This is a genomic window from Chryseobacterium sp. FG46 (assembly GCF_057809135.1).
Window position 1 is genome coordinate 113,212 of the sequence record NZ_JBMDJJ010000002.1, and the last position, 25,562, is coordinate 138,773.

Consider the following 25,562-nt stretch of genomic DNA (forward strand, 5'->3'; position numbering starts at 1 on the left):
CTCATGAATCTCAAGTTTATATCCACCTATATCATCCTGCTTTGCTTATTGTTTTCAGCCTTTTCTGTGAAAGGCCAGCAACCATTTCAGGATTTTGAAAAAGAAAAGACCTACATTCAGACCAATCATGTTTTTTATAAACCTGGAGAGCAGATGTATTTTAAAATATATATTGTAAAAGGAAGCAATAATTTACCGGTCGAAGAAAGCAGAGTCGTCAATTTCGAAATAACAGATCCGGCAGGAAGTGTTGTAAAAAAATTAAAATATGAAATTACCAATGGATATGCCCGGGGAGACTTCTATTTTGCTGAAGACATGAAGGGTGGCATCTATAAAATAAGAGCTTTTACCAACTGGATGCAGAATGAAGAAGGAAAAAATACCTTCGAAAAAGAAATTACCCTTCAGAAAATTGTATCTCCAAGGATTTTAATGAAGCTGGATTTTCCGAAAAAAGGATATGGACCGGGAGATGAGGTGACCGCAGATTTTTCAATGAGAAGTCTTAGCAATCTTCCGATCCCTTTTTATGAAGCTGATTATACGGTAATGCACAATGGAGAAACTGTGTCAGAAGGAAAATTTATAACTGATAAAGAAGGCAAAAAGCTTTTGGCCTTTAAGCTTCCTGAAGTTTTGAAATCCTCTGATGCTCTTTTGAATATCAAAGTGAATTTTGATGGATTTACAGAATCCATTTCCAGAAATATTCCTATTGTTCTGAATAATCTGGATGTGAAATTCTTACCCGAAGGCGGAACTTTTATCAATGGAATAGAGCAGAATATAGCCTTTAAGATTCTGGATGAGTTTGAAAAGCCTGTAGATGCTGTTCTGGCAGTTTACAATCAGAATCACGAAAAAATAAAAGAGATTTCAGCCTATAATTTCGGAATGGGAAGCTTACGGTTTACGCCTAAAATAGGAGAAACTTATTATGCAAAAGTTCTGAAACCTGAAAATATTACCCAGACTTTTAATCTCCCGGCAGCAAAAAATGAAGGACTGATTTTGAATATTCAGAATGAAAATAAAAATCTGAATTTCACCATCGTTTCTACCCGGGAAAAAACAATTACCCTGCAGGGAAGTTTCCGCGGAAAAGAAGTTTACAGCAAAATAATTTCACTGAAAAAAGGAATGAATTTGTTGGAAATTGCAGAAAAGGATTTCCCTACAGGAATCTGTAGATTCACTGTTCTGGAAAACAACATTCCGCTTGCAGAAAGAATTGTTTTTACCAATAAAGTAAACCAGCTGAATATAAAAGTTACTCCTGTAAAGCAACATTATCTGCCAAGAGAAAAAGTAATACTGAAGATTGAAACTACCGATGAAAATAATAAACCTGTTCCCGCCAACCTCGGAGTAAGTGTAGTAGATGATAAGCTATGGACGTATGCTGATGATAAGCAGAATCATATTATTTCCTGGCTTTTGATGGACTCTGAGCTTAAAGGGAAGATTGAAAAGCCTCAGTTTTATTTCGATAAAAAAGAAGAAAAAGCAGATAAAAGCTTAGACCTTGTTATGCTGACAAACGGCTACCGATATTTTGAGCCTATTCCGGAAATTGTGAAGAGCAATAAATACAAATACCTTCCTGAAAAGAAAAACACAATCTATGGCGTGGTAGAAGATGAAAACAAAAAAACAGTGAAAGCAGATGTCTTTCTTTTGGACACCTATAATAAAAAGATCCTCAAACAGGCTGTTGCTGAAAACGGGAAGTTTTATTTTTCGGATTTAAATGCAAATAATTCTTATAAAATTGTTGCAAAGTCTTTTCAGCCTAAACATCAGCTGAAAATTCGAATTCTGTCTTATAATCTGGATATTAATCCTTTAGCAAAACAGAAACTTACCCATATAGACGTAGAAGAAATTGTAAAGGAAGCTGAAAGAAAAGAAGAAGTCAAAACAGAAAACAGAAACAATACCAGTCAGCTGAATAATCCCGGCAGATCAAAAACCGATACAATCAGTAGAAATAAGAGTATTGAAGAAGTAATTGTTGTGGGGTACGGTGTAAAGAAAGATCAATTAACGGTTGCTTCTACCACAGTAGCATCTGCTATGGAACTTCAAAACTCCAATGTAACTTCCGTATTGAATGGGAAGGTTGCCGGATTAGTTGTAACTGGTGGCGGGCAGCCGGGTGCAGGAGAACAGATCAATATCAGAGGAACGGCCTCTATTAGCAACAAAAATCCTTTATTCATCGTGGATGGCGTTCCTGTAGAAAACTTTAATACTACCATCAACCCAAATGACATCAACAGCATTACCGTTTTGAAAGATGCTGCTGCTACCGCTATTTACGGAAGCAGAGCTGTGAATGGAGTTATTATTGTGACCTCACTTAAAAACAGAAAATCAGAAATAAGTTTTGATATAACTCCGAAATCTTATTTTGCCATAGAAACTTTGCCTTATGGAAGACTTGTTTCATATGCCGGGGCAAGAGAATTTGTGTATCCTGAATATAAAACAACCAATACCTCTTACCGTTTTGATTACAGGGAAGCGCTTTACTGGAATCCGGTAGTAGAAACCGATAAAAATGGAAAAGCAAAAGTAGAGTTTTATAATTCGGATGCCAATTCCACTTTCAGAATTATGACAGAAGGAATTGCTGCATCAGGACTTGTGGGAAGAGATGAAACAACCTATGCTGCGCAGAGTTTAATTTCGATAGATACCAAAATTCCTCAATACCTCACGAGAACAGATCAGATGATAATTCCGGTGGTCATTAAAAATAATTCTCCCGAAACCCGTAAAATGACCATGGAGGTCATTGTTCCGAACCATGTGAAACTCATCAGTTCTGATAGTCTGATTACTCTGAAACACCTAGAATCAGGAAGATTATTTGTCAGAATACAGACAGATGAGGTGGTGAATTCCAATATCCAGTTTACCATAAAATCCGGAGAGTTGAGAGAAACGGTGATCCTTCCGTTTAAAGTAGAAGAAAAAGGATTTCTTCATCAATTTTCCATCATTAATAATGAAACAGAAGATCTTAAAATCAATATTCCGGAGTATATCAATGGAAGCCTGTATTCATCCTATTATGTATTTGAAAATACAGCTCTGAAGATGTTTGAAGACATAGAACAGCTGAAAAAAGAACCTTACGGATGCTTTGAACAGCTTTCTTCTACCGTATATCCTAACATTTTTATTCTTGATTACTTAAAGTCAAATAAAAAAATAGACACAGCAACTGAAAATCTGGTGATAAAAAACCTGAAAAAAGGCTTCCAGAAGCTGCTGAGTTATAAAAATAAAGACGGAGGTTTCGGATATTTCAGTTCTGCAGAATCAGATGTTGCTCTTTCCGCATTTGCGTTATTGGAATTTACGGAATTAAAGAAGTATGTAAATCCGGATGCTAAGCTTATCCAGGAACTTTCTTCATTTATTCTGTCAAAAAAGAATGCAAACGGATTATTCGAAGTAAGAAAACCCTATGAGTCTAAAAAAGATTTTTCGGAATATTCATGGTCAAGAAACATGTATGTTATATACGCTTTATCCAAACTTGGGTTTAAAAATGAAATTGAAGATTCCTTTCAGGTAATGCTGAAAAGAGCTTTAGCTACAAAAGACTCTTATCAGTTGGCTTTGCTTGCCAATGCTGCCGTTCACTTAGGAAAACAAAAGGAATATGATGAACTGATTCGGATACTGGATCAGCAGTATAAAACGAAGAATATAAAAACTAAAGTCACTTTTACTGGTTCATGGGGAATGTCTGCCGATGCAGAAACACTTTCGTTATACCTTATGGCACTTCAGAAAGATGAGAAACTTAATCAGTTGAAAATCGCTGAAGCGGCTGATCAGCTTATTAATTTCAATGGATATTACGGGTTTGGTTCTACACAGGCTACTACATTGGCGATACAGGCATTGTCTGAGTTTTTCTCTAAAAATAACGAGTTATACGGATCTGAAAAGCCGGTGATCACCATTAATAAAGCACAAATTTCACCTATGATAAGTGCTTCATCAGCATTTAAAACCGGAGAAAATACTATGAATGTTCATTATCCAAATAAGAGTGGATTGCCTTATAAACTGGAATATCAATATTACACCCTGCAGGCTCCGGAAAGCAAGGATATTCCTCTTACCATGGAGACCAAATTAAAATCAGGAACGTTAAAAATAGGAGAGACCAACAGAATGACCATTATTGTCAAAAACAAAATAAACGGTGAGCTGCCAATGACCATTGCAAAGATTGGTATACCAGCAGGACTGACTCTGCAAAATGCCTTACTGAAAGACATGGTTGATAAAAAACAGGTTTCTTACTATGAAATTTTCGACAACTATCTGGTTTTATACTGGGAACATTTCAATGCTGAGGAAACAAAGACTATTAATCTTGATCTCAAAGTAGAATTTGCCGGAACGTATACAGGGAAATCAAGCAATGTATATCTGTATTATATGCCGGAAGCAAAATATTGGAATCAAGGCATTACAACCCGTATTGAACCTTAATTTTTATATATTAAAACAGACATTCTAAGGAGGTCTGTTTTATTTTTAAAATTAATTTTCAAAAATTATTGAAAATTCAAAAAATATAATTATATTTGTTATAGAAATTAAAAACAAAACAAGATGCAACTTTCAGAAGCAAAAGAAAAATACATTCAGACCTGGGGAACCTTTGCTACCAATTGGGGAATCAACCGTACGATGGCACAGGTACATGCACTGCTTCTGGCTAGCGGAAGACCTCTGTCTACTGATGAAGTGATGCAGCAGCTGGAGATTTCAAGAGGAAATGCCAATATGAATCTACGTGCTCTGATAGACTGGGGAATTGTGAAGAAAGAGTTTGTGAAAGGTGACCGTAAAGAATATTTCGTTGCCGAAAAAGATGTCTGGTATCTGTTCAAACAAATTACTAAAGAACGCAGAAAAAGAGAGATAGAACCTGTCATTTCCTTTCTTGAAGAATTAAAGAATATTGAGGATAAAGATTCGGAAGAAGCTCAGGAATTTATTAAGCTGATGAATGACTTCAGTTCTGTCACCGGGAAAATCAACAATATCATGGACCTGGCGATAAAAAGTGATGACCACTGGCTGGTAGGAAAGATTACCAATCTGCTGAAATAAAACAAAAGAGGATGAAAATCCTTTTTTATTTCAATTTAATTTTCAAAAATTACTGAAAATATAAAATATATAAAATGTTTAATATTGTATCATATGTGATTTTCCTTTGCATCAGCTCATATATAACAATTGATGTGGGAAGAAGATGCTATCATGAAGGAAAAGCCTATCTTAAATATTTACTTCATGATGATGGTCTTTGCCTTACAATTAATAGGATACTTCTTGGATGTTATTATTTGGTGAATTTAGGATATATCGCAATAAATCTTACAGCCTGGAGTACCATAAACAACTTCGAAGATATGATAACTGTAACAGCAGAAAGAATTGGAAGTATCATTTTAATTCTTTGTTCATTGCATTACTTGAACATTTTCATCTTTTACTTTCTGAGAAATAAATTAACATTAAAATAATATTACTATGGCAACTACAGTTTTAACCGCAACGTATAATTTTTCAGCGTACATGATCTATTTACCAATTGTAATTACCCTTACTGTATTGGTATCACAGTTTTTATTTAAAAATTCGAAGACATTCATGATTGATATTTTTCATCAGGAAAAAGAAATTGCCATGGCAACCAACTCTCTTTTTAAAATAGGCTTTTACCTTTTAAACATTGGTTTTGCTCTTTGCATCATTGAATTTTTCCAAATTGAATCCATCGAAAGGCTGGTTGTAGCACTGAGTAAAAAAATCGGAGGGTTTTCAATTTATTTAGGAATAATGATGCTTCTGAACCTCTTGCTATTTCTGAAAGGACGTAAACATGCAATGAGAAAAGAAAAATTGATAAGTGATGAAACAACTGTTGACAAAGGAAATTAGGTTTTTATTTGAATCCAAATTTCAAAAATTACTGAAAATTTTAAATAAATAATAATTATGAAAAATTTAATCATTCACTTATTCCTGATTATTTATTTCAGAAGAAAAGGATCACTTTAAACTATAGTTAACAACTTTAAAATCTTTTGAAAAATGTCAACTATCTATTTAAACACAGTCATCAAAGCAGATATTCACTATGTTTTTGATCTGGCAAGGAATATTGATCTGCATCAGCAGTCTACCTCAGAATCCCATGAAAAAGCAATTGCAGGACGTACCTCTGGATTGATTGAAGAAAATGAGACTGTTACCTGGCGGGCAAAACATCTGGGAGTCTATCAAAATCTCACCACAAAAATTATCAGCATGGAAAAACCGTTTCAGTTTGTTGATGTCATGCAGAAAGGAGCTTTCAAATCTATGCGCCACAGACATATTTTTAAATCTGTAAACGGAAATACCCTGATGACCGATATTTTCGAATTTGAATCTCCGCTGGGTATCATTGGAAAGCTATTTAATGCTGTTTTTCTCAGAACGTATCTCAAAAACTTTCTGATCCGAAGAAATGAAATGATCAAAACCATTGCAGAATCTTCTATCCATGAAGGAATAGCCATTTTTTAATCCAAAAAAACAGAGTATTATGAATTTTTTAAAGGCAGAGTGGCGAAAGCTGGCCATCATCAATTACGAGATCAACCCTGAAGTTTTGCTGCCCTATCTTCCAAAAGGAACAGAACTCGATTTTTATAAAGGCAAATGCTACGTAAGTCTTGTGGGATTCATGTTTTTAAATACCAGACTACTGGGACTACCGATTCCTTTTCATCGGAATTTTGAAGAAGTGAATCTAAGATTCTATGTAAAGAAAAAAGAAAATGGAATCTGGAAAAGAGGAGTGGTGTTTATTAAAGAAATTGTTCCAAAGCCTGCACTAAGCCTGGTCGCCAATACTATTTACAAAGAAAATTATCATACAATGCCCATGAAAAATCAGATTCAAAAAAGAGAGGATGAACTGCTGATTCGTTATTCATGGAAAGATAAAAACTGGCATTCTATTCAGATTACAGCCGAAAATACTGCAAAACCAATGGAAGAAAACTCAGAATTTGAGTTTATCACAGAACATTATTTTGGCTTTACAAAAAAGGAAAATACAACCTCCGAATACGAAGTGTGTCATCCGAAATGGGAATGCTACAGCGTAAAAGAATATGAGCTGGAGGTAGATTATCAAAAAATATACGGCAATGATTTTGAATGCCTGAATCATCAGAAACCTCTTTCCGTAATGCTTGCCGAAGGCTCAGAAATACAAGTCAAAACAAAGAAATACATCAGCTGAAAAATGAAGAGATTAAAACATCTTGTCTATTCATAAAAATCTGTGAAAATCTGTGCATTCTGTGGGAAAAAAAACACTCTCCAATAATAGTTGTGACAAATTATTTTAAACACAAATATCACCAATATTTTCACAAATATGCACAAGGAAAATACAACATAATCATCTGTGAAAATCTGTGAAATCTGTGGGAAAACCTTAAACATTGAACTCCAAACTTTAAACCTTAAAAAATGAAAATAATCATAGCCGGAGGCACCGGATTTCTCGGCGAAAACTTAGAAAAATACTTTACTGAAAAAGGAGATCAGATTTGCATCCTTACCCGCAATCCTCAACGTAAAAACGAAATCTATTGGGATGCCCAAACAATAGGTGAATGGAAAAACAGTCTTGAAAAAGCAGATGTTCTCATCAACCTGACAGGGAAGTCAGTGGATTGCCGGTATCATGAGAAAAATAAACAGGAGATCTATTCTTCAAGAATCAACAGTACAGGAATATTACAGAAAGCGGTAGATGAATGTTCTGAAAAACCCAAAATATGGCTGAATGCCAGTTCTGCAACCATTTACATTCATTCCGAAAATAACTTAAACACAGAAGAAAACGGAATTATCGGAGACGATTTTTCTATGAATATCTGCAAAAGCTGGGAGAAAGAATTTTTTAAAGTTGAAAATGAAGAAATACGAAAAGTTGCCCTCCGGACTTCTATTGTTATGGGAAAAAATGGTGGAGCTTTTCCAAAACTGAAAATGATTACAAAACTGGGCCTCGGGGGAAAGCAGGGAAGAGGCACTCAGATGGTAAGCTGGATTCATATTGAAGATTTTTGTAAAGCAGTGGACTGGATTATTCGGCACGAGACTCTTTCAGGAACATTGAATATAACCGCTCCGGCTCCTCTTTCCAATCAAAATATGATGAGAAAACTAAGACATGAAATGAAAATGCCGTTTGGACTCAATGCTCCTGTCTGGCAGCTGGAAATTGCATCTCTATTCATGAATACAGAAACGGAATTATTATTAAAAAGCAGAAATGTGTATCCGGAAAAACTTATAAAAAGCGGATTTAAGTTTTTATATCCTGAATTTGATGAGGCGATTCTTAATCTCTTGGATTCCTAATGTTTGCGGGTTTCCCAAAGGATAATTAAATTAGCGGAAAACTATTCCATATGCTGGTTATATCCAAAATAAAACCCTTTTTTCTTTCATCCTTTTTAATAAGTTCAATTACTTTTTCACAAGCTCATAATGTATCGGACGGATATCAGAAACCCACAGACCCGTTGGTAGTCCAGAATCTGGAGCAATGGAAGGATATGAAATTCGGGCTGTTTATGCATTGGGGAACTTACAGTCAGTGGGGAATTGTTGAAAGCTGGAGCTTATGCCCGGAAGATGAATCATGGACACAGAGAAAACCCGAACATGGAAAATCTTACTACGAATATGTGAAGAATTATGAAAATCTTCAGACAACTTTCAATCCAACCCAGTTTAATCCTCAGAAATGGGCGGATGCCGTAAAAAAGGCTGGAATGAAATATGTGGTTTTTACGACCAAGCATCATGATGGTTTTGCTATGTTTGATACCCGGCAGTCAGATTATAAAATTACTTCTCCAAAAACCCCTTTTTCAAAAAATCCAAAATCTGATGTAACGAAAGAAATTTTCAATACGTTCAGAAAAGAAGGATTTAAAATCGGAGCTTATTTTTCTAAGCCTGATTGGCATTCCGATGATTATTGGTGGTCTTATTTTCCACCCAAAGACAGAAATGTCAATTATGATCCCAGGAAATATCCGGAAAGATGGGAGAACTTTAAAAAGTTCACCTTCAATCAGCTGAATGAAATTACTTCCAATTATGGTAAAATAGATATTCTTTGGTTAGACGGCGGTTGGGTACGCCCTTTTCATACCATAGACCCGAAAGTAGAATGGCAGCGCACCATCAAAGTAGAGCAGGACATTGATATGGACAAAATAGGAACAATGACGAGAAAAAATCAGCCGGGAATAATCATTGTAGACCGCACTGTTCCAGGAAAATGGGAAAACTATGTCACTCCTGAGCAGGCAGTTCCGGAGCACGCCCTTTCCATTCCCTGGGAAAGCTGTATCACCATGGGTGATTCTTTTTCTTACGTTCCCAATGATAACTATAAGACCTCCCAAAAGATCATTGAAACCCTGGTAAAAATCATTTCAAGAGGTGGAAATTACCTCATGAATATTGCACCCGGACCTAACGGAGATTATGATGCCATTGTATACGAAAGATTACAGCAAATTTCCGGCTGGATGGAAAAAAATCAGTCCGCTGTTTTTGCAACCAGAAGCATTGCGCCTTATCACGACGGACATTTTTATTATACACAAAGCAAAGATGGAAAAGAAGTGAATATTTTTCACTTGGATGAAAAAACAAATTATGAATCTCCATCAACGTTAAGTTTTACAATTCCTGATCATTTTAAACCAAAATCTTTGAAAGTTTTAGGCTTATCAAACAAAATTCAATGGAAAAAATCAGGGAATTCAATTGAAATTAATTTGCCTAAAGAAAGATCTCAGTTAAAATATTCAACTGTAATTCAAATCGTTCAATAATGAGATGTATTTGTTTTAAACTTGCCGTAGCCGTATTATTGTTGAATGTTGTGATTACTTTTGCTCAAAAACCTCTATATAAAGATCCCAAACAACCCATCGAAGCCAGAGTTCAGGATCTGTTGAAGAGAATGACACCAGAAGAAAAATTCTGGCAGTGTTTTATGATTCCCGGAGATCTGGATAACGTTCCGAAAGGACAATATTCCCACGGAATTTTCGGATTGCAGGTAAGCGCAGGAAATCAGGGAGGCGGAGCCGCAGGACAGCTGCTGAAATACAATGCCAGTGAAGATGCAGAGATACTTGTGAAAAAGATCAACACCATTCAGAAATATTTCGTAGAAGAATCAAGGCTGGGAATTCCCATTATTCCTTTTGATGAAGCCTTACACGGATTGGTTCGGGAAGGTGCTACCGCTTTTCCGCAGGCAATAGGTCTGGCTGCTACTTTCAATCCTGAATTAATGACCAGGGTTTCAACAGCGATTGCAAAAGAATCAAAACTGAGAGGAATCCGCCAGATTCTGACACCTGTAGTAAATCTTGCCAATGACGTCAGATGGGGAAGAACAGAGGAAACCTACGGTGAAGATCCGTTTCTGACCTCCGTAATGGGAGTCAGCTTTGTCACTTCGTTTGAAAAGATGGGAATTATTACTACTCCTAAACACTTTTTAGCGAATGTAGGAGAGGGTGGAAGAGATTCATACCCGATTCATTGGAGCAAAAGATATCTGGAAGAAACTCATTTAATTCCTTTTCACAACGCTTTTACAAAAGGAAAAAGCCGTTCTGTGATGACTTCTTATAATTTGCTTGATGGAAGACCGTCAACCGCCAATCATTGGTTGTTAACTGAAAAATTAAAAAAAGACTGGGATTTCAAAGGCTTTGTCATCAGTGATGCCAGTGCAGTGGGTGGAGCAAATGTTCTGCATTTTACGGCAAAAGATTATGATGATGCCTCTGCACAGGCTATCAATGCCGGACTTGATGTCATTTTTCAGACAGAATATAAACATTATCAACTCTTTATTCCTCCGTTCTTAGATGGAAGAATTTCAAAAGAAAGAATAGACGATGCCGTCTCAAGAGTATTGAGAGCCAAATTTGAACTTGGATTATTCGAAAATCCCTATGTTTCTGCTAAGGAAATTGAAGAATTAAAAAAACTCAATCATAAACCTTTGGCAGGAAAAGCAGCTGCAGAATCTTTTGTGCTGCTTCAGAACAATAACCAGACGCTTCCTGTTCCCAGCAATGTTAAAAAGATTTTTGTAGTGGGAAGAGATGCTGTGGATGCAAGATTAGGAGGGTATTCAGGGCCTGGAAACAAAAAAATAAATATTCTGGATGGTCTTAAAAATTATGTAAAAAATACAAATACTGAAGTTGTGTATTCAAGAGGAATTGACTGGAATGTAAAAGACTTCACCACAATTTCAAATGAATATTTATCCTCCGAAAACAAAAAAGGATTAAAAGGAAACTATTTTTCCAATACGGATTTAAAAGGCAATCCGGTCTTTGAAAAGCAGGATGAACAATTCAAATTTAAATGGACTTTGTATTCTCCTGATCCGGAAAAATTGCAGCCGGATAATTATAGTATTCGTTGGACAGGAAAACTGGAAGCTCCGGATTCCGGAAAATATATGATAGGCTTGCGTGGAAATGATGGTTTCAGGCTATACCTGGATGGGAAATTAGTGATTGATCAATGGGAAAAGCTGAGCTATTCTACAAAATCAACACCTGTGGACTTTATAAAAGGAAAGAAATATGATCTTAAGATTGAATTCCATGAGAATCGTGGAGAAGCCAATCTGGAACTGATCTGGAACTATGGTTTGTACGATTATCAGAAAGATTTTAACGAAGCTTTAGATCTTGCCCAAAAAGCAGACTATATTCTTGTTACGGTCGGAATTCATGAAGGTGAATTTCAGGACAGATCATCATTAAGTTTGCCTGGAAATCAGGAAGCGTTTATTCATGAGGTTTCAAAACTGAAGAAACCTGTAACAGTTCTTCTGGTAGGTGGCTCTGCCATAAAAACAACAGCGTGGAAAGATAAAGTAGGAGCCATCTTAGACATTTGGTATCCGGGAGAAGAAGGCGGAAATGCGGTAGCAAAAACGCTTTTCGGAGCTGAAAATCCATCCGGAAAACTACCGGTCACATTTCCGGTTCAGGAAGGGCAGTTACCTTTAACTTACAATCACCATCCAACAGGAAGAGGAAATGATTATTATGATCTGAGTGGAGAACCACTATATCCGTTTGGCTTCGGACTCAGTTATACCTCTTTTGAAATTTCTGACCTGCAATTGAGCAAAGCCCAGTATTCAGAAAATGACACTGTGATTGCTAAAGTCAAAGTACAAAATACAGGTTCAAAAGCTGGGAGTGAAGTCGTTCAGCTATATGTAAGAGATGTATTGGCTTCAGTGTCAAGACCAATTATTGAGCTCAAAGGCTTTCAGAAAGTCGAATTACAACCGGGAGAATCAAAAACGGTCACCATAGAAGTTCCGGTAAAACAACTACAGTTTTTAAATGAAAACATGGACTGGACTGTAGAAAAGGGAACGTACAGAATTATGATCGGTAATTCATCGAAGAACCTTCCTTTAAAACAAAATATTGAAGTTTTATAACCATAAAAAAGAGCAGAAAAGTCTGCTCTTTTTACATATATTGAAGATATTTAATACTTTCTTGCCAGCAGCACGTTCAGTAGGAATGTTCCTGCCCAGTTACTGTTATTGGTCGTGGCACCATTTGTACCGATAAAGTCTACACGGGCAACAGATACAGTAAGCCTGGTTCTACCACCTGTACCATTATTGGCCAGACTTACAAAAGATGCTGTAAACACATCCGGGAAACTTGAGTTGTTTCCTGCAGTAAGAATAGGGTACATATTGGTAACATTGAAAGGAGTTCCCTGATATTCATAAACAAGGGTCATTCTGCTGGCATTGGAGTAGGAAGCAGTTTGGGCTCTGTCCACAGATGTTTTACTCACGATCCACCATCTGTCTGTTGCAGTACCTGAATCGTAACCTGCATTAGCGTGATTGGTCCAGTCAGCAAGAGCCGCCGTTCCAAGGGCATGAGGAGGAATAAAAAGCTGCGTACCATAAATCTCTACGTTGCTCGGTTTTGGAAGCACTGTAAAAGATAAATCCCACGTTCCTCCGGAAGTATTGCTGTTGTTGACTACTTCAGCATATGCTCCTGTAGGAATTACAAAAGAGGAAACCGGTGTGTTGTCTATTCTTAAAGTATTTCCACTGGAAGCCTGTAATGTAATGGCATTCGGAGAAATGTTTTTAATCTTATAAATTCTTCCGGTAAAACTGGTTGTTCCGGTTCCGATTACAGGTAGGGTGAAAGTGGCATCAGCCGTTCCGTTATAAGTGATGTAATGATCAGTAGCCAGGATATTATAGCTTGTAGCAGTGATCTGGGTATATCCGGCTCTTAATGAGCCGTTGATGGCGAGAGTACTGTTAGGATTTGAGGTGTTTATCCCTACCTGTCCCATTAAAGGTAAAGCTCCCAATAAAGGGATCAAAATATATTTTTTCATATTGTGATGTTTTTATACAAATGTAAAAAAAAATATATAAAATTCACTAAATATTGAATAATTACAATACATATAATACAATATGTTGTGATATAAAATGAGTAATTAATCTTAAATCAATCAGCAGAGTATTTCAAGTTATTAACTTATCCCTTTAATTAATACACGAGATTAATGATTAACAAAGGTTTTCTTATTGATAGACTTTCGACCGGCTCAGGGTGAAAACTCAAATACCATCCGAAATTTTTAAGCATTGTCAGGCTGAGCCTGTCGAAGCTATTATTACTAAAAGGGATAGGTTAATCAAGTTATCAAGTGAGATAATACCTGCAGGATAGTCGGTGATAAACATCCGCAATAATAAATGTTGGCAGAAATTTCTTGTTTTTTTCTTTTTTAAGATTTTATTGTATATAAATCTTGGTATGATATATGCAAGATTTATTGCGAACCGGAATGAATTTCATTAAATAATATTGAATTAATTGAAACCATTCAAAAATATGAACATTATGAAAAAGTTATTAATTTCAACAGTATTGTTATTAGGTTTATCTATGAATGTTTCAGCTCAGAAACATCCAGTACCGCCTCCACATCCTTCAAAAAGTGAGTTGGTAAATATTAAAATGCAGGAACTTACCAAAAAATACAATACTGAGAAAAAACTGATCCTTAATCACCCGCTTGCTACCAAAAAGATGAAAAGAGATCAGATGAAAGCTCTGAATGAAAGATATGCGGCTGAAAAACGATTACTTAAACAGGCAAAATAATACAGTATTTTTGCGGTTATTAAAATTTGAAAAGCCGTTTTTTATACTTTAAGTTTTGATGAGTTTTCAGTATAAGACAAAATTTATTGAAAGAGAATGCGTATTGTATTCTCTTTCTTTGTTTAAAATTGAATAAAAATAGCTTTATTAATGCATTTTAAGATCAGTTTGCAGAAACATTAAACATCCAATATTTTTCCTTAAATTCGCATAAAAATTTTTAAAGTAATGAATTACGATATTATTGTCATTGGAAGTGGTCCTGGTGGATATGTTACTGCGATCAGAGCAGCGCAATTAGGTTTCAAAACCGCAATTATCGAGAAAGAAAATTTAGGAGGAATTTGCCTTAACTGGGGATGTATTCCAACTAAAGCTTTATTGAAATCTGCTCAGGTTTTTCATTATATCAACCATGCAGAAGATTATGGTTTGAATAAAGTGGAGGCTAGCTTTGAATTCCCGAATGTAATTCAGAGAAGCCGTGGTGTTGCCAGCAAAATGAGCAAAGGAATCGAATTCTTGATGAAAAAGAATAAGATTGACGTAATTCTTGGTACTGCAAAAGTACAGAAAGGTAAAAAAGTTTCTGTTACAGATAAAGAAGGTAAAGTAACTGAATATTCAGCAAATCACATTATCATCGCTACAGGAGCCCGTTCAAGAGAATTACCAAACTTACCACAGGATGGTAAAAAAGTAATCGGATACAGACAGGCATTGTCTCTTCCTGAGCAGCCGAAATCTATGATCGTTGTAGGTTCCGGAGCTATCGGGGTAGAATTTGCTGATTTCTATAACACAATGGGAACTAAAGTTACTGTTGTTGAATTTATGCCAAACATCGTACCTGTAGAAGACGAAGAAATCTCTAAACACTTAGAGAAATCTCTGAAAAAGACAGGAATCGAGATTATGACAAACGCTTCTGTAGAAAGTGTTGATACAACTGGTGAAGGAGTAAAAGCTACTGTGAAAACAGCTAACGGAAACATTACTCTTGAAGCTGATATCTTATTATCTGCTGTAGGTATTGCTGCTAATATCGAGAACATCGGTTTAGAAGAAGTAGGAATCCAGACAGATAAAGGAAGAGTATTGGTAAACGAATGGTACGAAACTTCAGTACCTGGTTACTATGCCATCGGAGATATCATCCCAACTCAGGCTTTGGCTCACGTGGCTTCTGCAGAAGGAATTACTTGTGTTGAGAAAATTAAAGGAATGCATGTTGAAAAAATCGACTATGGCAATATCCCTGGATGTACTTACTGCCACCCTGAAGTAGCTTCTGTAGGCCTTACTGAAAAGCAGGCTAAAGAAAAAGGATATGAAATCAAAGTTGGTAAATTCCCTCTTTCGGCAAGTGGTAAAGCTACTGCAAACGGAAACACAGACGGATTTATCAAAGTGATTTTCGATGCTAAATACGGTGAGTGGTTAGGATGCCACATGATTGGTGAAGGAGTAACAGATATGGTTGCTGAAGCTGTTGTTGCCAGAAAACTGGAAACTACAGGTCACGAGATCATCAAGTCTATTCACCCGCACCCAACAGTTTCTGAAGCGATTATGGAAGCTGCTGCTGCTGCTTACGGTGAGGTGATTCATATTTAATCAATTAATTTAAATATATAAAAGCCCAGATTTTTCTGGGCTTTTTTAATAATTAACCATGAAGAAAATATTTTTTTTATTAGCAATTCTTTGTTTTGCCTTCGTTTTTTCTCAAGAAAAAGAAAACAAAAGGTATTTTCCAACAGAATATGTTTTAAAAAAGTCCGGAGATACTCTAAGGGCTAGAGTGAGAAATACGGGTATGTATACCAATAAAAAATATTCATTTGCCACTGTTTTATTTAAAATGAAAATGATGGATGAAAAAGGGAATACAACTTGGGTTCCCATTAATGAAGTAAGATATATTAAAATTTTGGATGAGAATCAGCAGAAGCATGAATATTTTGCATCAACAGATAAATTTCTTAAAGAGAAAGGACTGGTTGAAGTAGTTTATGAGGGAAAGAATATAAATTGGTATAAAGCCTTTAATAACTCTATTCTTTCATCAGGTATTCAAATTTTGAATTATTTAGTTGATAAGGATAAAAATATTCTTTATGAAGAGAGTCTTTTAGATAATTTCAGCCGGAATTTAAAGAAGCTATTTAAAGATGATTTGGACTTGACAGAAAAACTAAAGCAAGCCAAAACAGAGAAAGATTATCTTGAGCTTTTACAATTGTATGATACTAAACTAGAATAAGATAAATATAAAATACAGATTCTATGTATTTTTTTTAAATTAAAGAAAAATAACCTAACAGGTTTCAAAAACCTGTTAGGTTTATTCTCTATTTTTCTTAAGAGATTTCTGATGAAATTTTTAGCTTAAAATTTTTAAAACCTATTAGGTTTAATGCACATCTAATTGATAAGAATAGAAATTAGCTTCAGGATTAATCATACAACCACAGATTTTCATCTGTGGTTTTTTATGGAAAATGATTACTGTTTATACCATATTCACGTCAGAAAATATAATAAATAGCCCATTAACGCTCCTCCGATAACCACAAAAGCACTGTTTAGTTTTTTAAAAACGAACAGGATAGCTATACTGACACAGGCAATAAGAGTTGTTTTCCAGTCGGTAATGCTGTCAATTCCCATAGTGATGCATACAGAAATAATGAGAGCTATTGAGGCCGCATTTACACCATTAAGAAAAGAAGAAAATGTTGAAGAATTTCTCATTTTATTGACGAAAGGACCTGTTAAAGCAACCAATATGAAAGAAGGAAGGAATATAGCTAACGTAGATACCAGAGCTCCCGAAATCCCATTGATCTGGTATCCGATAAATGTCACTGAAGAAAACACCGGACCCGGTGTAAACTGGCCTACAGCGATAGCATCTATAAGTTCCTGGCGTGTAATAATTCCTCTGGAAACAAGCTCTGTATCCAGAAAGGCGAATAAAACATATCCGCTGCCGTATAATATGGCGCCCACCTTCAGAAAGATCCAGAATAATTTTAAATTGAGCAGAGAATAAGCATAGGATAGTAAAAACTGAAGTGGGCTAATAAAAATAAAATTATTCAGTTTTTTATTTCTTTGCTGATACTCTATTATCAATATTAAAAACCCGGCTCCGAACATTAATCCTATTTCATTGATTTTAAAAAAAGAACATAGGAGAACAATTCCTCCCACAGCCGCTAATGGGAAAGTTTTTACTGATTTTTTTGCCAATGGGAATACAGCACCTATTATAATCGCTATAATAGCAGGCTTTATTCCATAAATGAAAGGATATATTTCGGGAAGCTGGCCATATTTTTTGTACAGCCATGCAAAAGTACCGGTAATAATAACGGCGGGAAGGATAAAACAAAGCCCCGCAACAATAAGCCCTTTCCAGCCTGCTCTTTCACGCCCTATATGAATTGCCATTTCAGTACTGTTAGGACCTGGAATGATATTGGTAGCTCCAATAAGATCCAGAAATTCCTGATCTGTCAGCCACTTTTTTTCAGCCACCACTTCTTTTTGCATCATTGCAATATGGGCTGCCGGGCCTCCAAATCCAATGATTCCCAGCTTCAGAAATAATTTGGCAAGGTCTTTTAAGTCATTACTATTGTTCACTTTAATTTAAACTATTTGTTTTACAAGGATCATTTATTATAAATTGATTTGATAAAAGTAAAAAACTATGGTATATATTTAATATCTGCATGATCATTTTTACATTAATTTTTGAGAAGTATGAGCTTTAATAGCAGATTGAAGGTCAGGCTGCTTAAGGAGTTAAAACTGTTTTGATTGAATTTTGATATGATTACAGTGATTTTTCTTAAAATAATTTTAAAATTAGCATATTTATAAAAATTAACTTAATTATTTCAGACTGTTTTCTTACATTTATTCAATGAATTTTGAGAGAGTAGGACTTGTTTTATCAGGAGGCGGTACCAAAGGAATCGCTCATGCAGGAGTATTAAAATTCTTACAGGAAAAAGGTATTGAGATAGATATTCTTTCCTGCTGCAGTGCGGGATCTATCGTAGGATGTCTGCACGCTGTCGGAAAAACTCCGGACGAAATCCTGGAATTCTTCAATTCTGTGTATTTTTTCAATTGGAAGCACTTTACATTCAATCAGCCGGGATTGGTTTCTTCAGTGATCTTCAGGAATTATCTGAAACCTATTTTTCAGGAAATGAAATTAGGTGATCTTGATATCGAAGTGAAGATTGTAGCAACAGAATTAGTTGCCGGAACCCAGAAGATTTTTGATAAAGATTTTGAAATCGTAGATGCCATTATTGCGTCATGCTCCATTCCTGGTATAACCACTCCTTACATCATTGGTGATGAAATGTATTGTGACGGAGGAGTATTGAATAATTTTCCAGCGGATATTATCAGAGAAGATTGTGATAAATTAATTGGTGTGTTTGTATCACCACCCAATGAAGCTAAAATTAAAGATCTGAACTCTATCAAAGCAATTGTTTCCCGATCTTACGACCTTCTTTCCTACAGGATTGAAAAAATAAAATTTGATTATTGTGACTGGTTCATTTCTTCTCAGAAATTATCTTCCTACGGAACTTTTGAACGAAGAAAAGACCGACTGGAGGAAATTTTCAATATCGGTTACAAAGCAGCTAAAGAAAGCTACGAAGAAAGCTCCCTTTTTACAGAATTAAAACAATCCGGAACATAAAAAATCCCGCATATATAATTTGATGCAGGATTTTTATTGTATAAGAGAGTTGGAAAGACCTTAGGTTCTAAAAACGAGGCTGTCAACTTCCAGCCTCCCTCTTCCAGCTTTTACATCATTCTAATTTTTCACCACATAACCATCCTGGCGAACGATTTCACGATCATTAGCATCATTTACAACCAAGGTGTAAGGCGCTTTTTTCGGAGAATCTGTAAGGTAATTTCTCCAGATCTGATAGCTGTGCCCCTCATTACTGAAGCTGATGTAATAGTTGCCTCCCGTACCGTCAGGGATCAGTTCACCATCACTGATGATCATACTTGGCTTAGCCGTAATCTTTGTGTTGGCATTCCAGGATTGATAAAGGTATTTTCCATTCGGTTGTTTATCAATTCGGATTTTAAACTTTTTGGTTTTAATAATGACAGTCTTCGGTACCTGCTGAAGAGCAGAAGAGGTTATAAAACCGTCTGTTTTCGGATTCGGAACTTCTTTAGCATGAACAAAAGAAAACTGAGCCAGGCAGAAGGCTCCTAATAAAATATGCTTTATCATATGAAGTGGTTATTGGTTAACATTTCAGACTCTATCAAATATAGAGCCATTTTTCAATTTAGAATATAAATATACAGTGTTGAAAATTAGATTTTTACAACTCTTGAATACCCGTTTTAGGAAAATAATAATACTGATTTTCAATTGATTATTGTTTAACTGGTGAAATATTGTCAAATTCCGAAACAACCGATTACTTTTCTTATGTACATTTGTATCATCAAAAGGATCTCGTTCCTTTATTATCAAAATGAAACTCATTAATTTTAAGTTTTTCGTATTAAAAGTATCAGAAATCATCTTCACGATTTTTAATACATCTCCTCCCTCAATTTCTTAATTTTTTCGAAAGAATTATCATATAATTCGTACTCTGCTTTTTCATATTCTGAAGGATCAGAGCGCAATCCCTGTTTTCAAATTTAATCAAAAAAACAAAAAACAAATTATGGAATTAGCTTTTCATGGCTGGATGATTCCGGCTGTAATTGCACTTTTGTGCGTACTTTTTTACAAATTCATTTTAAGAATTTTCTTTGGATTGATCATTGTTCCTCAGGACAAAATCGGTTTGGTTACCAAAAAATTTGTGCTGGTAGGAAAGCAGGAACTTCCGGAAGGAAGAATTATCGCAACCAACGGAGAAGCAGGTTTTCAGGCTCAGACATTAGCTCCGGGAGTTTATTTTGGAAAATGGATCTGGCAATATTCTATCTATTTTCAACCTTTTACAGTAATCCCGACCGGAAAAATAGGATTGTTGCTTGCAAAAGATGGTATAGAACTGGAAACCGGAAGGATTTTAGCCAGAAAAGTAGACTGTGATTCTTTTCAGGACGCCGAAGCTTTTTTAAAAAACGGAGGAAGAAAAGGCCGTCAGACCGCGATTATTGCACCGGGCTCTTACAGAATCAATACGCTGCTGTTTGAAATAGAATTAACGGATATGACTCAGATTCCTGACAATGCAGTCGGAATTATCACAACGATGGAAGGAAGTCCTTTGGAAGAAGGTCAGATTGCGGGTAAAATTATCAATGATCATAATAAGTTTCAGGATGTTGATACTTTTTTAAATAACGGAGGATATAAAGGACTTCAGGAACAGGTAATCCTGGCAGGTTCTTATTTTCTGAATCCCTGGTTTACCAAAGTTGAAATGGTAAAAATGACGGAAATTCCGATTGGTCATGTTGGCGTAATTATCAGCTATGTAGGAGAAGATGGAAAAGATCTGAGCGGAGTAGATTTTAAACATGGTAATATTGTTGAGAAAGGTCATAAAGGCGTTTGGGCGGAACCCATTGGCCCCGGAAAATATCCTATCAATCCTTATATTATGAAGGTTGAGCTTGTCCCTACTACCAATTTAGTCTTGAACTGGGCTTATGAAAGAAGCGAATCTCACCAACTTGATAAAAATCTTTCAACTATTACAGTAAGAAGTAAAGATGGTTTCCCTTTCAATCTGGATGTTTCACAAATTATTCATATTCCTACCTATGAAGCTCCAAAAGTGATCGCCCGCTTTGGAAATATGATCAATCTTGTGAGCCAGGTTTTGGAACCAACCATTGGCAATTATTTCAGAAACTCAGCGCAGGACAGTGATGTGATTGCATTTTTAGGAACCCGAAAAGAAAGACAACAGTCGGCCAAAGACCACATCAGCAGTGTTTTGGAGCAATATAATGTAAATGCTGTTGATACTTTGATTGGAGCTATTGTTCCACCGGAAAGTTTGATGAAGACCTTAACAGACAGAAAACTGGCGGAAGAGCAGAAAATTACTTATGAAACTGAAATGCTGGCTCAGGAAACCCGTCAGGCTCTGGAGAAAGAAACGGCTGTTGCTGATATGCAGAAAGAAATTGTAAAAGCAGATCAGGGCGTTGTGATTGCAGAAAGAATAGCTGATGCATCGGTAAAAAAAGCAACCGGAGACGCCAATTCTGTAAGATTGCAGGCCAACGCAGAAGGAGACCGATTGAAGCTGCTGGCTACCGGAGAAGCTGAGAAAACAAGACTTCTTGCCAAAGCTGAAGCTGAAAAAATAGAACTGCTGGCTAAAGCAAGTGCAGAACAGATTTCATTAACGGGTAATGCAGAAGCTGAAAAAATTCTTGCCATTGGTAAATCTAATGCGGAATCTTACAAATTATCTGTAGAAGCAATGGGGGGCAATAATTTTACACAATTAAAAATAATGGAAAATATAGCCAGTCAGAATGTAAGAATAATGCCTGAAGTATTAATCGGAGGAAGCGGAGATTCTGCCAATGGTGGTATCAGCGGACTTTTGGGACTTCAGCTGTTGGAGCAGGTTCAGAAGAAAAATGCTGAAACGGTTTCTGCAACGGAAGAAGGAACGGATAATAATTCCTAATAGAAATGCTTAAACGATTTTAGGGTAAGAGTTTCTTTACATAAAAGATGAAAAACTAGAACAAAAATGCTCCAAAAAACTTGGAGCATTTTTTATTCTTTATGCAGTATAACTTGCAAAAGCGTCTTCCAGGCTTTCAAATTTTCCTTTAAACTCATCAATAGGGCAGTCCTGAAGAATATTTCCTTTATGAATCAAAATGACTCTGGAACATAGTGCTTCTACTTCCTGCATGATGTGGGTAGAAAGTAAAACTGTTTTTTCCTGACCAATTTCTTTTACCACATTACGGATTTCAATAATCTGGTTAGGATCCAGACCATTGGTAGGTTCATCCAGAATCAGTAAATCCGGCTGATGAATAATGGCCTGTGCCAATCCTACACGTTGCTTGTATCCTTTAGAAAGCTGTCCGATCTTTTTTGATTTTTCCGGAGTAATTCCTACCAGTTCAATCACATCATCTACTCTTGATTCAGAAATTTTGTGGATATTGGCCACAAACTGAAGGTATTCTTTCACATACATTTCCAGATAAAGCGGATTATTTTCAGGAAGAAAACCGATTTTCTTTTTGCTTTCAATCTCATGGTCAGCAATATTCATCCCATTGAAAATAATTTCTCCCTGATCAATTTTCAGTGCACCGACAATAGATTTCATCAGGGTAGATTTCCCGGCACCGTTTGGACCAAGAAGACCAATGATCTCATTTTTATCAATAGAAATGTTGATATTGTCAAGGGCAGTCTGTTCACCAAATTTTTTGGTTAAATTGATTATCTGAAGCGGCATAGGTTTTACTATCTTTCTGCAAAAATAAAATAAAAAAACTCATCCGATAGAATGAGTTTCGCAATATTTATAAAATATAATTATTTTCTTGATTTTTTCTTGGCTCCGCCTGATGCAGGAACTGCTGTAGAAGCTGTATTGGTGGTTCCTTTTACTGCTGCCGGGTTTATACTGGCGGGTTTGTCATACATAGTATATTTTCCGTTGGTTCGGCCAAAGATTTTTTCCACCTGTTTTTGGGTTAAATACTGTGACTTGCCAATGTATTTTCTATTTTTGTTGATCACCTGAATAAACTGCATGGTTTGCTGCCCGTAGTTTTTTTCATAGTGAAGTTCTATAATATCATTGGGCAGTTCCAATACAACATTTTCTTCTGGAGTGGAAATAAAACCATCCATAATAAGTTTATATAATCCGGCAACATCTCCATTAATGTTCTGGAATGAAAAAGATCGGATTGTATTCAGGTTGCTGGTGTTCAGATCCTGGTAGTTGACTGTAAATTTATCTTCCTTTTTATAGAGACCAACGGAATTATCTTTACCAATTTCCACCAAACTTTCATTTTTCAACACTTTGATCTGTGAGAAAACTGAAATACCGAACATACATGTAATAAGTAGAATTATTTTTCTCATGGAATGAATTTTAATGTTTTATAACTTGGTGCACATAAATTTACTCATAAAAAAGCTTAAAAACAATTTTATTCGTTAAAGCAAAAGTAACATTTTTTTTTAATATTTATGAGAGATCATCTACTGATGCTATGGATTTCATTGTTTATGTAAAGAATTGTGAATCATGGTTTTGATTCTGTTTTCTAAAAGGACTGTTATTTTTCTTTAAATCAGGTTTATAATTCTGGATATCGTGTAAGGTGTTGAAAAACAGATTGGAAATTACTCAGGTATGGTTAAATTAAAAATTTATTAAAAATAAATGTTAAAAATGAGCTTTTGTAAACTAATGAATAAAAATATCAATGGGTAGCTATGGCTGTAATAATCACATTCTTTATCGAAGCTTCTTTACCACTCCAGTATTCACTGTTTTCAGGCATCTGATTTTCAAGAATAATGAGGGTAGTATCTGTGGAAGGAAAATAGGTGTTAAGGCAGGTGAAACCATCACCAAGACCTGTCACCGCAAAATAATCCAGCCCAGCCTCTTTGATAAATCTTACATTATACCCGAACCCCATACTTTCTTTTCCGAAAACATTGTGCTGGGATTGGGTAGAAGGTGTCAGCATCAGCTTTTGAAATTCAGGAGAGAGAAGTTTCCCTTTAAATAAGGCCTTATCCCATTTTGCAAGATCCTGCACTGTGGAAATGACACCTGCAGCAGATGCTATTTTATCATTCAGAAAGGTTTCCTTTACTTTTTCAAACCGGTTATTTTTGTTCATATAACCAGGAACGAGAGATTGATTATTCTTTGTATTGTAGACGAAAGTTTTATTCATTCTCAGCTTTTTGAACAGGGTATTGGCCAATTCTGCGAAACTTTTCCCTGTTGTATTTTTAAGGATTTCCCCAAGCATCATATAGGAAAGATTACCATATTTGAACTGTGAACCGGCTTTGAAAGCTGCAGGTTTCTCCGGATTGGTAATCCCGTGGGTATGGTTCAGAAGATGATGGATCGTCACCGTATCGGCCCAGGTTTGGGTAAGAGAAGGAAGGTATTTTCTGATAGGAGTATGAAGATTCAGTTTCCCCTGTTCGGCAGCCTGTAAAATTAAAACGGCAGTCATCTGCTTGGAATTTGACATGATTTCAAACTGATCATCTGTTTTTAAAGGAATCTTCTTTTCGAAATCTTTGTAACCATTGGATTTCAGATATTGTATTTTTCCTTTTTGAGCTACCAAAACAACTCCGTTGAATGCTATTGGGCTGGCAGAGGTTATAATACTGTCTACTTTTCCCGTATAGCTGTCTTTCTTCTGAGCTGTTGTGATAATGGATAAAAGAATAGAAAATACACCTGTTAAGAATAGTTTTGTCGAGGTCATTATGTTTTTTTGTATTGAGAGACTAAGAAATGGATATGACATTAAAATGTTTCCAAATATATGTATTTCCTCTTTTGCTTTTATTTCAAATATTTAATAATTTAGTTTCCCATGAAAATAAAAACCATTAGTCTTCTCATCCTTCTTTTGTCTGTTATATCCTGCAAAAAAGATAAAGAATATCCTCAATATGCTGAACTGGAATCTGGAAATGGAAACTATTCACTTTATATAAAAGACGGAACCTTTGAATTTTTAAAGACAGAACATATAAGCTATGATCAAATTGTAACAGCACCTTTCTCAGAAGGGAAATATGAAATATCAGGCGATGAGTTGATTTTAAAGAGTAATCAAAGGAAAAAATATATTTTCAAAATCGGTGAGGAATCTGAGTTGATCCCTGAAAAAATGGATTCATTAAAAGATTTAAAAGGATTATTTCCGATTCAGATTCTTCATAACAATAAAATGCCGATGGAAATAGGACGAAGAGATTCTCTGGGAAGGAAAAATGCTTTATGGCTTTATTTTAATGAAAAAGGGAAGGTGATTAACCAGAGACTGTATAAAAATGGCGAGCTGGTGAAAGATCATTACAAATCTGATATTATTATAAAATAAAGAATCTGTTGATTTCTTTTATCTCTCACAGATTTTGCAAATTAAGCAGATCTTTATGCAAAAATTGTTGAAATCACGAGAAAATTTTAA

General features: G+C 35.6%; 20 protein-coding genes. 14 read left to right on the top strand and 6 right to left on the bottom strand.

Annotated elements, in window-relative coordinates; all coding sequences use genetic code 11:
* The first annotated feature begins 3 nt into the window (after positions 1–3).
* The 8 genes from ACODR7_RS02025 to ACODR7_RS02060 all read left to right on the top strand — a co-directional run bounded on the left by ACODR7_RS02025 (position 4) and on the right by ACODR7_RS02060 (position 12,631).
* A complete protein-coding gene (locus ACODR7_RS02025; RefSeq protein ID WP_488836870.1) occupies positions 4–4,524 on the top strand; it encodes a TonB-dependent receptor plug domain-containing protein in 4,521 nt (1,506 codons plus the stop codon).
* Positions 4,525–4,647: 123 nt separating this feature from the next.
* Positions 4,648–5,151 (top strand): GbsR/MarR family transcriptional regulator, encoded by a 504-nt coding sequence (locus ACODR7_RS02030; protein WP_047433713.1) that lies wholly within the window; start codon positions 4,648–4,650, stop codon positions 5,149–5,151.
* Between the two features lie 426 nt (positions 5,152–5,577).
* On the top strand, positions 5,578–5,988 hold the full coding sequence (locus ACODR7_RS02035) for a hypothetical protein (RefSeq protein ID WP_488836871.1): 411 nt from the start codon (positions 5,578–5,580) through the stop codon (positions 5,986–5,988).
* Positions 5,989–6,141: 153 nt separating this feature from the next.
* Complete coding sequence (locus ACODR7_RS02040; protein ID WP_488836873.1) at positions 6,142–6,618, top strand: SRPBCC family protein; 477 nt, start codon at positions 6,142–6,144, stop codon at positions 6,616–6,618.
* Positions 6,619–6,637: 19 nt separating this feature from the next.
* Positions 6,638–7,342, top strand: a complete 705-nt coding sequence (locus tag ACODR7_RS02045) for a YqjF family protein (RefSeq protein ID WP_488836875.1) — start codon at positions 6,638–6,640, stop codon at positions 7,340–7,342.
* Between the two features lie 233 nt (positions 7,343–7,575).
* Positions 7,576–8,475: a TIGR01777 family oxidoreductase gene (locus ACODR7_RS02050; protein WP_488836876.1), complete on the top strand. Its 900-nt coding sequence runs from the start codon at positions 7,576–7,578 to the stop codon at positions 8,473–8,475.
* A 50-nt stretch (positions 8,476–8,525) separates the two neighbouring features.
* Positions 8,526–9,968 carry an alpha-L-fucosidase gene (locus tag ACODR7_RS02055; protein ID WP_488836878.1) on the top strand — a complete coding sequence of 481 codons (1,443 nt, stop codon included), beginning with the start codon at positions 8,526–8,528 and terminating at the stop codon, positions 9,966–9,968.
* Positions 9,968–12,631: a beta-glucosidase gene (locus tag ACODR7_RS02060; RefSeq protein WP_488836880.1), complete on the top strand. Its 2,664-nt coding sequence runs from the start codon at positions 9,968–9,970 to the stop codon at positions 12,629–12,631. The genes ACODR7_RS02055 and ACODR7_RS02060 overlap by 1 nt, the downstream gene beginning before the upstream one ends.
* A gap of 50 nt (positions 12,632–12,681) precedes the next feature.
* Here ACODR7_RS02060 and ACODR7_RS02065 read toward each other — a convergent pair whose 3' ends face one another.
* On the bottom strand, positions 12,682–13,569 hold the full coding sequence (locus tag ACODR7_RS02065) for a hypothetical protein (RefSeq protein ID WP_488836882.1): 888 nt from the start codon (positions 13,567–13,569) through the stop codon (positions 12,682–12,684).
* A gap of 515 nt (positions 13,570–14,084) precedes the next feature.
* Between ACODR7_RS02065 and ACODR7_RS02070 the strand changes: the two genes are divergently transcribed.
* The 3 genes from ACODR7_RS02070 to ACODR7_RS02080 all read left to right on the top strand — a co-directional run bounded on the left by ACODR7_RS02070 (position 14,085) and on the right by ACODR7_RS02080 (position 16,614).
* A complete protein-coding gene (locus tag ACODR7_RS02070; protein WP_488836883.1) occupies positions 14,085–14,348 on the top strand; it encodes a hypothetical protein in 264 nt (87 codons plus the stop codon).
* A 228-nt stretch (positions 14,349–14,576) separates the two neighbouring features.
* Positions 14,577–15,965 (top strand): dihydrolipoyl dehydrogenase, encoded by a 1,389-nt coding sequence (lpdA, locus tag ACODR7_RS02075; RefSeq protein WP_149832829.1) that lies wholly within the window; start codon positions 14,577–14,579, stop codon positions 15,963–15,965.
* Positions 15,966–16,023: 58 nt separating this feature from the next.
* Entirely contained in the window at positions 16,024–16,614 is a 591-nt protein-coding gene (locus ACODR7_RS02080) for an SH3 domain-containing protein (protein ID WP_488836885.1), read from the top strand.
* Positions 16,615–16,874: 260 nt separating this feature from the next.
* On the opposite strand, the gene chrA is transcribed toward ACODR7_RS02080, so the two are convergent.
* Entirely contained in the window at positions 16,875–18,002 is a 1,128-nt protein-coding gene (gene chrA, locus ACODR7_RS02085) for a chromate efflux transporter (RefSeq protein ID WP_488836886.1), read from the bottom strand.
* 283 nt (positions 18,003–18,285) lie between these two features.
* Between chrA and ACODR7_RS02090 the strand changes: the two genes are divergently transcribed.
* Positions 18,286–19,086 carry a patatin-like phospholipase family protein gene (locus ACODR7_RS02090; protein ID WP_488836887.1) on the top strand — a complete coding sequence of 267 codons (801 nt, stop codon included), beginning with the start codon at positions 18,286–18,288 and terminating at the stop codon, positions 19,084–19,086.
* A gap of 120 nt (positions 19,087–19,206) precedes the next feature.
* Here ACODR7_RS02090 and ACODR7_RS02095 read toward each other — a convergent pair whose 3' ends face one another.
* The gene (locus ACODR7_RS02095) at positions 19,207–19,644 is read right to left on the bottom strand and encodes a hypothetical protein (RefSeq protein ID WP_488836888.1); all 438 of its coding nucleotides are present in this window, start codon (positions 19,642–19,644) and stop codon (positions 19,207–19,209) included.
* A gap of 448 nt (positions 19,645–20,092) precedes the next feature.
* Between ACODR7_RS02095 and ACODR7_RS02100 the strand changes: the two genes are divergently transcribed.
* A complete protein-coding gene (locus ACODR7_RS02100) occupies positions 20,093–22,030 on the top strand; it encodes an SPFH domain-containing protein (protein WP_488836890.1) in 1,938 nt (645 codons plus the stop codon).
* Positions 22,031–22,129: 99 nt separating this feature from the next.
* Here the strand turns inward: ACODR7_RS02100 and ACODR7_RS02105 are convergent, their stop codons facing one another.
* The 3 genes from ACODR7_RS02105 to ACODR7_RS02115 all read right to left on the bottom strand — a co-directional run bounded on the left by ACODR7_RS02105 (position 22,130) and on the right by ACODR7_RS02115 (position 24,848).
* Positions 22,130–22,825, bottom strand: a complete 696-nt coding sequence (locus tag ACODR7_RS02105) for an ABC transporter ATP-binding protein (protein WP_076595620.1) — start codon at positions 22,823–22,825, stop codon at positions 22,130–22,132.
* A gap of 80 nt (positions 22,826–22,905) precedes the next feature.
* Positions 22,906–23,466: a hypothetical protein gene (locus ACODR7_RS02110; protein ID WP_488836893.1), complete on the bottom strand. Its 561-nt coding sequence runs from the start codon at positions 23,464–23,466 to the stop codon at positions 22,906–22,908.
* 344 nt (positions 23,467–23,810) lie between these two features.
* On the bottom strand, positions 23,811–24,848 hold the full coding sequence (locus ACODR7_RS02115) for a serine hydrolase domain-containing protein (protein ID WP_488836894.1): 1,038 nt from the start codon (positions 24,846–24,848) through the stop codon (positions 23,811–23,813).
* A gap of 111 nt (positions 24,849–24,959) precedes the next feature.
* Here ACODR7_RS02115 and ACODR7_RS02120 point away from each other — a divergent pair, with 111 nt between their 5' ends.
* Positions 24,960–25,472, top strand: coding sequence for a hypothetical protein (locus tag ACODR7_RS02120; RefSeq protein WP_488836896.1), 513 nt, complete (start codon positions 24,960–24,962; stop codon positions 25,470–25,472).
* The last annotated feature ends 90 nt before the right edge of the window (positions 25,473–25,562 follow it).

Coding starts and splice junctions, on each gene's coding strand:
- ACODR7_RS02025 (WP_488836870.1), top strand. CDS start 4: ATGAATCTCAAGTTTATATCCACCTATATCATCCTGCTTTGCTTATTG.
- ACODR7_RS02030 (WP_047433713.1), top strand. CDS start 4,648: ATGCAACTTTCAGAAGCAAAAGAAAAATACATTCAGACCTGGGGAACC.
- ACODR7_RS02035 (WP_488836871.1), top strand. CDS start 5,578: ATGGCAACTACAGTTTTAACCGCAACGTATAATTTTTCAGCGTACATG.
- ACODR7_RS02040 (WP_488836873.1), top strand. CDS start 6,142: ATGTCAACTATCTATTTAAACACAGTCATCAAAGCAGATATTCACTAT.
- ACODR7_RS02045 (WP_488836875.1), top strand. CDS start 6,638: ATGAATTTTTTAAAGGCAGAGTGGCGAAAGCTGGCCATCATCAATTAC.
- ACODR7_RS02050 (WP_488836876.1), top strand. CDS start 7,576: ATGAAAATAATCATAGCCGGAGGCACCGGATTTCTCGGCGAAAACTTA.
- ACODR7_RS02055 (WP_488836878.1), top strand. CDS start 8,526: ATGCTGGTTATATCCAAAATAAAACCCTTTTTTCTTTCATCCTTTTTA.
- ACODR7_RS02060 (WP_488836880.1), top strand. CDS start 9,968: ATGAGATGTATTTGTTTTAAACTTGCCGTAGCCGTATTATTGTTGAAT.
- ACODR7_RS02065 (WP_488836882.1), bottom strand. CDS start 13,569: ATGAAAAAATATATTTTGATCCCTTTATTGGGAGCTTTACCTTTAATG.
- ACODR7_RS02070 (WP_488836883.1), top strand. CDS start 14,085: ATGAAAAAGTTATTAATTTCAACAGTATTGTTATTAGGTTTATCTATG.
- lpdA (WP_149832829.1), top strand. CDS start 14,577: ATGAATTACGATATTATTGTCATTGGAAGTGGTCCTGGTGGATATGTT.
- ACODR7_RS02080 (WP_488836885.1), top strand. CDS start 16,024: ATGAAGAAAATATTTTTTTTATTAGCAATTCTTTGTTTTGCCTTCGTT.
- ACODR7_RS02090 (WP_488836887.1), top strand. CDS start 18,286: ATGAATTTTGAGAGAGTAGGACTTGTTTTATCAGGAGGCGGTACCAAA.
- ACODR7_RS02095 (WP_488836888.1), bottom strand. CDS start 19,644: ATGATAAAGCATATTTTATTAGGAGCCTTCTGCCTGGCTCAGTTTTCT.
- ACODR7_RS02100 (WP_488836890.1), top strand. CDS start 20,093: ATGGAATTAGCTTTTCATGGCTGGATGATTCCGGCTGTAATTGCACTT.
- ACODR7_RS02105 (WP_076595620.1), bottom strand. CDS start 22,825: ATGCCGCTTCAGATAATCAATTTAACCAAAAAATTTGGTGAACAGACT.
- ACODR7_RS02110 (WP_488836893.1), bottom strand. CDS start 23,466: ATGAGAAAAATAATTCTACTTATTACATGTATGTTCGGTATTTCAGTT.
- ACODR7_RS02115 (WP_488836894.1), bottom strand. CDS start 24,848: ATGACCTCGACAAAACTATTCTTAACAGGTGTATTTTCTATTCTTTTA.
- ACODR7_RS02120 (WP_488836896.1), top strand. CDS start 24,960: ATGAAAATAAAAACCATTAGTCTTCTCATCCTTCTTTTGTCTGTTATA.